The organism is Allobosea sp. P4_C6, assembly GCF_056402015.1.
This window is the reverse complement of the sequence record NZ_JBFUIF010000089.1, coordinates 1-7,705: the sequence shown is the minus strand read 5'-3', so window position 1 is coordinate 7,705 and position 7,705 is coordinate 1. Positions and strand designations below refer to the sequence as shown.

Here is a 7,705-nt window from a genome sequence, read left to right as displayed (position 1 = left end):
GTCTACTTCTGCGATCCCAGGTCACCCTGGCAACGTGGCTCGAACGAGAACACCAACCGGCTCCTGCGCCAGTATCTTCCCCACGGAACCGACCTGTCCCTGCAAAGCCAGGCCCAGCTCAGCGCCATCGCCCGTCAGCTCAACGAACGGCCCAGAAAGACCTTGCTCTATCAAACCCCAGCCGAGAGGTTCGCCGAGTGTGTTGCGGCGATCAGTTGAGCCCGCCGCCGATTTAGGACGAAACCACGCCGTCATTCCGGGGCTTCGCGTCAGCGAAGAGCCCGGAACCCAGAACCGATGCGGTTTCCGAGAGAACTGTTTGGGCCGGCTCGGGCAAACCTTCGACGGCATCGGTTCTGGGTTCCGGGTTCGCCGCTGCGCAGCGCCCCGGAATGACGGCGTGGTTCCACCAAAAACCCAGCAGGCTCAAGTCGTGGGTTCCGGGTTCTTCGATGCGCGAAGCCCCGGAATGACAATGGTCGCTCTGTCCGGGCACGGCCCTGCAGATGTCCGGACCGCCTTAGGCCGTCCTTGGTGCGGCTTCCTGCATGAATTCGTCAAGTGCCCCGGCTTCGTCGGCGGAGAGCCGCAGGCCGAGCTTGCTGCGCCGCCAGAGCACATCCTGGGCGCGGCGCGCCCATTCCGCCTTCATCAGGTAGCGGACCTCGCGCTCGTAGAGATCGGCGCCGAAATGGCGGCCGAGATCGGCGAGGCTTTTGGCGCCGTCGAGGATGTCGCGCGCGCGGGTGCCATAGGCGCGGGCGAGGCGCGACGCCGTCCTCCGCTCCAGCCAGGGATGCGCGGCCGCGATCTCGCCGGCTAGCTCCTCGAAGGTGCCGACCGCGAAATCGCCGCCGGGCAGGGCGCCCGTCATCGTCCATTCGGCGCGGGCCGCCCAGGGCGCATGCGGCGCCAGCTTGGCGATGGCGGCCTCCGCAAGCCGACGATAGGTCGTGATCTTGCCACCGAAGACGGAGAGCAGAGGCGCCTCACCCTGCCGAGCGTCTAGCGTCAGCACGTAGTCGCGGGTCGCCTCCTGTGCCTTCGAGGCACCGTCGTCATAGAGCGGGCGCACGCCGGAATAGGTCCAGACCACGGATTCGGGCTTCACCGGCTGGCGGAAATACTCGCTCGCGGCGGCGCAGAGATAGGCGATCTCCTCGGGCGTCGCGGCGACTTCGGCCGGGTCGCCCTTGTAGTCGCGGTCGGTGGTACCGATCAGGGTGAAATCCTGCTCGTAGGGGATCGCGAAGATGATGCGCCCGTCCGCGTTCTGGAAGATATAGCAGCGGTCGTGCTCGTAGAGCCGGGGCACGACGATATGGCTGCCCTGGACCATGCGGACGCCGGCCCTGGCGTTGCTGTGGACGACGCCGTTCAGCACGTCGCCGACCCAGGGGCCGGCGGCATTGACGAGCGCCTTCGCCCAGATCGTCTGCCTGCCGTCCGCGCCTTCCGTCTCGATCTGCCAGAGGCCATCCTCGCGCCTTGCCGAGGCCACCCTCGTGTGCGTGTGAACCGCCGTGCCGCGCACGGCGGCGTCCATCGCGTTGAGCACGACGAGGCGGGCATCCTCGACCCAGCAATCGGAATATTCGAAGGCCTTGGCCTTGTCGTCCTTCAGCGGCTGGCCTGCGGGGTCGTGCGCGAGGTCGAGCGTGCGCGTCGCCGGCAGGAGCTTGCGGCCGCCGATATGGTCGTAGAGGAACAGGCCGAGCCGCAGCAGCCAGGCCGGGCGCAGGCCCTTGTGATGCGGCAGCACGAAGCGCAGCGGGCGGATGATGTGCGGCGCGATGGCCCAGAGCCGCTCGCGCTCCATCAGCGCCTCGCGCACCAGACGGAACTCGTAATGTTCGAGATAGCGCAGGCCGCCATGGATCAGCTTGGTCGAGCGCGACGAGGTGGCGCTGGCGAGATCGTCCTTCTCGAACAGCACCACCGACGCGCCGCGCCCGGCCGCATCGCGGGCGATGCCGCAGCCATTGATGCCGCCGCCGATGAYGGCGAGGTCGTATGCCGTGGCGGGGTTCGTGCCGAAGCCGGCGGTGGGCGAAGTCGTTTCGGAAGCCATGCTCGTCTTCTGGAAGGCCTGGGCACTCGGTTCAGCAATGGCGCCATCCAAGCCCGGCCAAGCCGGCGCCACAAGTCCGCTCCTGTCGCGAAATCATGGGCGATGTCAATTCGGATCGCTTGACGCGAGGCCCACGAGGCCGGAACTGGGGCCGGGGAAGGGCGCAGTGCTGCGGCTGGGATGATCGAGACAGAGCGAGATCGCGACGGGAACAGGCTGGCGGCGCGGGTCGAGGCGGCTCTCCGCTCGGTGCTGGAGCACGCCGGTGCCGCTGTGCTGGCTGTGCTGTTCCTCGTCGTGATGGCGGCGGTGCTGCGGCGCTATGCGTTCGGCGGCGGCTTCGTCTGGTCCGACGAACTCGCGATCTGGCTGCATCTGGTGCTGATCGCCATCGGCGCACCGCTTGCGGTGACCGGTACGCTGGCGATGCGGCTCGATGCGCTCGCTCGGTTGCTGCCTGCGCCGCTTCGCCGGCTCGCTGACATCTTCGCCGATGCGATCGCGTTTCACGGTGCTTTGGTGCTTGCCATGGGAGGGGCGAGCGTCGCGATGCTCGTCGGCGGGCAGTCCACCGTGCTCGGCCTGCCGGAAGCGCTGCGCTTCGCCGTCTTCGCCTGTGGCGGCGGGCTGACGATACTGGCGCTGTTTCTGCGCGCCGGACTCATCCGGGGCTGGGCGGGGGCTGCTGCGTCGCTGGCGCTCGGCCTCGGCTTCTACGGCCTTGCGCAGCTTTCCTTCGATCTCTTCCCGACCCCGAGCCTCGTCGCGGCGCTGGTTGCGGGAGCCGGGCTGCTGCTCGGCGCGCCCTTGCCCTTCGCCTTGCTGGCCGGCGTCTCCCTGACGGGTCCCTTCGGCGGATTGCTGCCGGAGCCGGCGATCGTGCAGACCACCGTGGGTGGCGTGGGCAAGTTCCTGCTGCTGGCCATCCCCTTCTTCCTGCTGGCTGGCGAACTCCTGACCGAGGGCGGACTGGCCGAGCTGCTGATCCGCTTTGCCGCGACGCTGGTCGGCCATTGGCGCGCGGGGTTGGCGCAGACGGCGCTGGTCGCCAGCGTGTTGTTCTCCGGTGCGTCCGGCTCCTCCGTGGCAAATGCTGCCTTCGGCGCCAAGGTGATGGCGCCGACGCTGGTGGCACGGGGGTATCCGCCCGCCAATGCGGCGGCGATCGTCGCCGGCGTCTCGATGCTCGACAACATCATCCCGCCTTCGATCGCCTTCCTGATCCTGGCCAGCGCGACCAATCTCTCGGTCGGCTCGCTGCTGGTCGGCGGCTTCGTCGCGGGCGGCGTGCTGGCACTGGCGCTCGCCATCGGCATCCATCTCAGCGTCCGCGGCGTCGTCGATGCGGCGCCGAAGGCCAGCGCGGCCGAGCGGGGCAGGGCGCTGATCGGCGCCATTCCCGCGATCGGGCTCGGCATCGTCGTCGTGGTCGGCATTCGCTTCGGCGTGGTGACCGTGACGGAAGCCTCAGCGCTGGCCGTCGCCTATGCCGCCATCGCGTGCCTGGCGTTGCGGAGCCTGAACGCGCGTAGCGTGCTGGCGGCGCTGTGCAAATCCTCGGTGCCGGGCCCTATGCCGTGATGCTGCTCGCCAATCTCGTGCTGCTGATCGCCGGCCTCTTTCTCGACATCGGCGCCGCGATCCTGCTGCTGGCGCCGCTGCTGCTGCCCGTGGCCGTGGCGGCGGGCCTCGATCCCATCCAGTTCGGCGTCGTGCTCGTGGTCAACCTGATGATCCATGGGCTGACGCCGCCGCTCGGCATCCTCGTCTATGTCGTCAGCGGCATCATGCGGGTGCCGGCAGGCGCGGTCTTCCGGGCCGTGCTGCCGCTGCTGGGTGTCCTGCTGGCAGCTCTCATGGTCCTCTCGCTGGGCATGGCTGCGTGGCCGACGCTTGCGCCGGCGCTCAAGGCGCTGTTCTGATGAGGCCCGTTTGCCCGGCGCCCGCGCGCCGCCCTGTGCAGTCCCGCCGCCGAGCTCTCCCGGATCTGATGCCGATATGATCTACACTGACATCGCGACGCGGACGTATAATCACGGCTGGCGGCTCGACCCTATCATCCGCAGCCTGCTCGATACCGATTTCTACAAGCTGCTGATGCTGCAGATGATCCGGGCTTTCCATCCGGAGGTCCGCGTCACCTTCTCGCTGATCAACCGCTCGCGGCATATCCGCCTCGCCGACATCGTCGACGAGGGCGAGTTGCGCGCGCAGCTCGACCATGCGCGCTCGCTGCGCTTCACCAAGAAGGAGCTGATCTGGCTGACCGGCAACAGCTTCTACGGCAAGACGCAGATGTTCTCGCCGGACTTCATGGCCTGGCTCGCCGAATTCCAGCTGCCCGAATACGATCTGCGCAAGGTCGACGGCCAGTACGAGCTGCATTTTGAAGGTCCCTGGACCCACAGCACCATGTGGGAGGTGCCGGCTCTCGCCATCATCAACGAGCTCAGGGCGCGCCGGGTCATGCTCGGCCAGAGGCGCTTCTCGCTCGACGTGCTCTATGCGCGCGCCAAGGCGAAGATGTGGAACAAGGTGGAGCGGCTGCAGAAGCTGCCGAATCTCAGACTCTCCGATTTCGGCACGCGCCGGCGCCACGGCCATCTCTGGCAGCGCTGGTGCGTCCTGGCGCTGAAGGAGGGGCTGGGCAAGGCCTTCACCGGCACCTCGAACGTGCTGCTCGCGATGGACACCGATCTCGAGGCGATCGGCACCAACGCCCATGAGCTGCCGATGGTGCTGGCGGCGCTGGCCGATACCGACGAGGAGCTGCTGCGCGCACCTTATCGCGTGCTCGACGAATGGCGGCAGGTCTATGGCGGCAACCTGCTGATCGCGTTGCCGGACGCCTTCGGGACGCAGAGCTTCCTGCGCCATGCGCCGGACTGGGTGGCGGACTGGACCGGCTTCCGGCCGGACAGCGCGCCGCCGATCCCGGCAGGCGAGACAATCATGGAATGGTGGCGCCAGCATGGGCGCGATCCGCGCGAGAAGCTGCTGGTCTTTTCCGACGGGCTCGATGTCGATGCGATCGAGCGCGTCTACCATCATTTCGACGGCAAGGTGCGCATGGCGTTCGGCTGGGGCACCGACCTCACCAACGACCTCGTCGGCTGCTCGCCGGACGGCTCGCGTGCGCTCGATCCGATGTCGCTGGTCTGCAAGGTCACGAAAGCGAATGGCCGGCCGGCCGTGAAGCTCTCCGACAATCCCGAGAAGGTCTCAGGCGAACCAGAGATGGTGGCGCGCTATCGGCGGGTGTTCGGGGTTTGATGACGCAACGTAAGAAAAATATGTTGCCATTATGTTCTCAATGCGCGATGCTGCTCGTGGGTTGGGGGGCTCGATATGTTGCGCTTTCTGGTTGTGCTGTTCGCGGCTGTCGCCGTCATTGCCGCTACGACGGCTTCGATTGCCGGTACAATAGGACGTGAGCGGCTGAACGAAGCTCGGCCTCTCAGCGAGACCGAGATGGCGGGGCTGCTGACGACCATGATCAAGGGGCGCCCGGGCGTGAGCGCCCTGCGCGTCGAAGCTGGCGATGTGGTTTTCAGGGCAGGCGGCCGCGATATAAGGATGGGGCTGGCCCCGCTCGGCGCGCAGTTCAACGCCTTGCCGGACGCAAAGAGCCGGCAGGGTGCCTACGACAAGCTCACGCAGCGCATCACTGAGGCTGTCGCCGGCCAGTTATCGGTCAAGACCGAAGCGGAGCGCGCACGGTTCATCGGGGCTCTGATCCCTGTCATGAAGAACCGAAAGGGCTGTTGCCGCCGGAGGGGAACGAGCCCATTCCGCCAGAACAGGCGCAGCCGCGAGCGGAGCCGTCGCCCGTCGAACTGCGCGCTTTTCTTTCCGCGCAGTTCTCACCGCGCGTGAAGCGCGTATTTGCCGAGCCGCTGGCCGAAGAACTGCGCGGCCATCGGCCTGTGCGTGTCGTTGTAAGTTTGCTTCAGGTCCAGATCGCGCCGGCAGTCAGCCGCTTCTTCAGGACGTTGGCGGCTGGGCAGGCCGGCAACAGCAACAGCATCACCGTGACCTTCACGATCGTCGATGCCAAGAGCGGTAAGGTCCTGCTGACTTCTCCGCCCATCCATCACTCTGGCACGGGTGGCGAGTTCATCGTCGATTTTGGCGGCGGGAAGCCGGGAGCTTTCGATCCCGACCCGATGACCCGCATGCTCGCATCTCTGCAACCGCAGTTTTCGAGCTGGCTTTTCAAGCGAGATCGATAGGGAGCTCAAGTCCGGATTTGTGGAGCGCCGAGGGTGGTCGGCTCTCGGCCTACCAATGCGACGACTGCTCGCGATATCGACCTTTGCCCAATCGCATCGTGGTGGATGCAGGCATGAGAGTTGTCTGATGCGAGGTGCGCCGCGAGCAACCTTGCATCCTGCGCCAAAACCTCCTAATCGGACCCGCGTTTCAAGGCCCGAAGGGCCGCCTTCGAGGACAAGGGTGTCATGGCCAAAGAGAAATTCGCTCGTACGAAGCCGCACTGCAACATTGGCACGATTGGTCACGTCGACCATGGCAAGACGTCTTTGACGGCTGCGATCACGAAGGTGCTGGCYGAGACCGGCGGTGCGTCGTTCACGGCGTATGACCAGATCGACAAGGCGCCTGAGGAGAAGGCCCGCGGCATCACGATCTCGACGGCGCACGTCGAGTACGAGACCCCGGCTCGCCACTAYGCSCATGTCGACTGCCCCGGCCACGCCGACTATGTGAAGAACATGATCACGGGYGCGGCGCAGATGGACGGCGCGATCCTGGTCGTGTCGGCGGCCGACGGCCCGATGCCGCAGACCCGCGAGCACATCCTGCTGGCGCGCCAGGTCGGCGTTCCCGCGCTGGTGGTGTTCATGAACAAGGTCGACCTGGTCGACGACGCCGARCTGCTCGAGCTGGTGGAGATGGAGATCCGCGAGCTCCTGTCGAAGTACGACTTCCCGGGCGACGACATCCCGATCACCAAGGGCTCGGCCAAGGCGGCTCTGGACAACGTCACGCCGGAGATCGGCCATGACGCGGTGCTGGCGCTGATGAAGACGGTCGACGACTACATCCCGCAGCCTGAGCGTCCGATCGACCAGCCGTTCCTGATGCCGGTCGAGGACGTGTTCTCGATCTCGGGCCGTGGCACGGTCGTGACCGGCCGCGTCGAGCGCGGCATCGTCAAGGTCGGCGAGGAAATCGAGATCGTCGGTCTGAAGGACACGGTCAAGACGACGGTGACGGGCGTCGAGATGTTCCGCAAGCTGCTGGACCAGGGCCAGGCTGGCGACAACATCGGCGCGCTGCTGCGCGGCACGAAGCGCGAGGACGTCGAGCGCGGCCAGGTGCTGTGCAAGCCGGGCTCGGTGAAGCCGCACACGAAGTTCAAGGCCGAGGCCTACATCCTGACGAAGGAAGAGGGTGGCCGTCACACGCCGTTCTTCACCAACTACCGCCCGCAGTTCTACTTCCGCACGACGGACGTGACCGGCGTGGTGACGCTGCCCGAGGGCACGGAGATGGTGATGCCGGGCGACAACATCTCGATGGAGGTGACCCTGATCGCCCCGATCGCGATGGAAGAGAAGCTGCGCTTCGCCATCCGCGAAGGCGGACGTACATCCGCGAAGGCGGACGTAC

The 7,705-nt window shown here is 66.6% G+C and carries 6 protein-coding genes and 1 pseudogene; 5 read left to right on the top strand and 2 right to left on the bottom strand.

Features of this window, described 5'->3' with window-relative positions:
- Positions 1-219 (top strand): IS30 family transposase (locus tag AC1DVA_RS25605; RefSeq protein ID WP_476807743.1); only part of this gene is annotated, 219 nt, incomplete at its 5' end.
- Between the two features lie 301 nt (positions 220-520).
- On the opposite strand, the gene glpD is transcribed toward AC1DVA_RS25605, so the two are convergent.
- Positions 521-2,071 carry a glycerol-3-phosphate dehydrogenase gene (glpD, locus tag AC1DVA_RS25600; RefSeq protein WP_476807742.1) on the bottom strand — a complete coding sequence of 517 codons (1,551 nt, stop codon included), beginning with the start codon at positions 2,069-2,071 and terminating at the stop codon, positions 521-523.
- 180 nt (positions 2,072-2,251) lie between these two features.
- On the opposite strand from glpD, the pseudogene AC1DVA_RS25595 reads away from it, so the two are divergent.
- The 3 genes and pseudogenes from AC1DVA_RS25595 (at position 2,252) to AC1DVA_RS25585 (ending at position 5,947) form a co-directional block, all read left to right on the top strand.
- Positions 2,252-3,993 (top strand): annotated as a pseudogene (locus tag AC1DVA_RS25595) (TRAP transporter large permease subunit).
- 76 nt (positions 3,994-4,069) lie between these two features.
- Positions 4,070-5,344: a nicotinate phosphoribosyltransferase gene (gene pncB, locus AC1DVA_RS25590; RefSeq protein WP_265053800.1), complete on the top strand. Its 1,275-nt coding sequence runs from the start codon at positions 4,070-4,072 to the stop codon at positions 5,342-5,344.
- Between the two features lie 75 nt (positions 5,345-5,419).
- On the top strand, positions 5,420-5,947 hold the full coding sequence (locus tag AC1DVA_RS25585; protein WP_476807741.1) for a hypothetical protein: 528 nt from the start codon (positions 5,420-5,422) through the stop codon (positions 5,945-5,947).
- Here AC1DVA_RS25585 and AC1DVA_RS25580 read toward each other — a convergent pair.
- Positions 5,935-6,312, bottom strand: a complete 378-nt coding sequence (locus AC1DVA_RS25580; RefSeq protein WP_476807740.1) for a hypothetical protein — start codon at positions 6,310-6,312, stop codon at positions 5,935-5,937. The genes AC1DVA_RS25585 and AC1DVA_RS25580 overlap by 13 nt on opposite strands.
- Before the next feature lie 219 nt (positions 6,313-6,531).
- Between AC1DVA_RS25580 and tuf the strand changes: the two genes are divergently transcribed.
- Positions 6,532-7,705: elongation factor Tu (tuf, locus tag AC1DVA_RS25575; RefSeq protein WP_476807739.1), on the top strand; the 1,174-nt coding region annotated here is incomplete at its 3' end.

Excerpts from the sequence above, each read along its gene's own strand:
- pncB (WP_265053800.1), top strand. The coding sequence starts at position 4,070 with ATGATCTACACTGACATCGCGACGCGGACGTATAATCACGGCTGGCGG.
- AC1DVA_RS25585 (WP_476807741.1), top strand. The coding sequence starts at position 5,420 with ATGTTGCGCTTTCTGGTTGTGCTGTTCGCGGCTGTCGCCGTCATTGCC.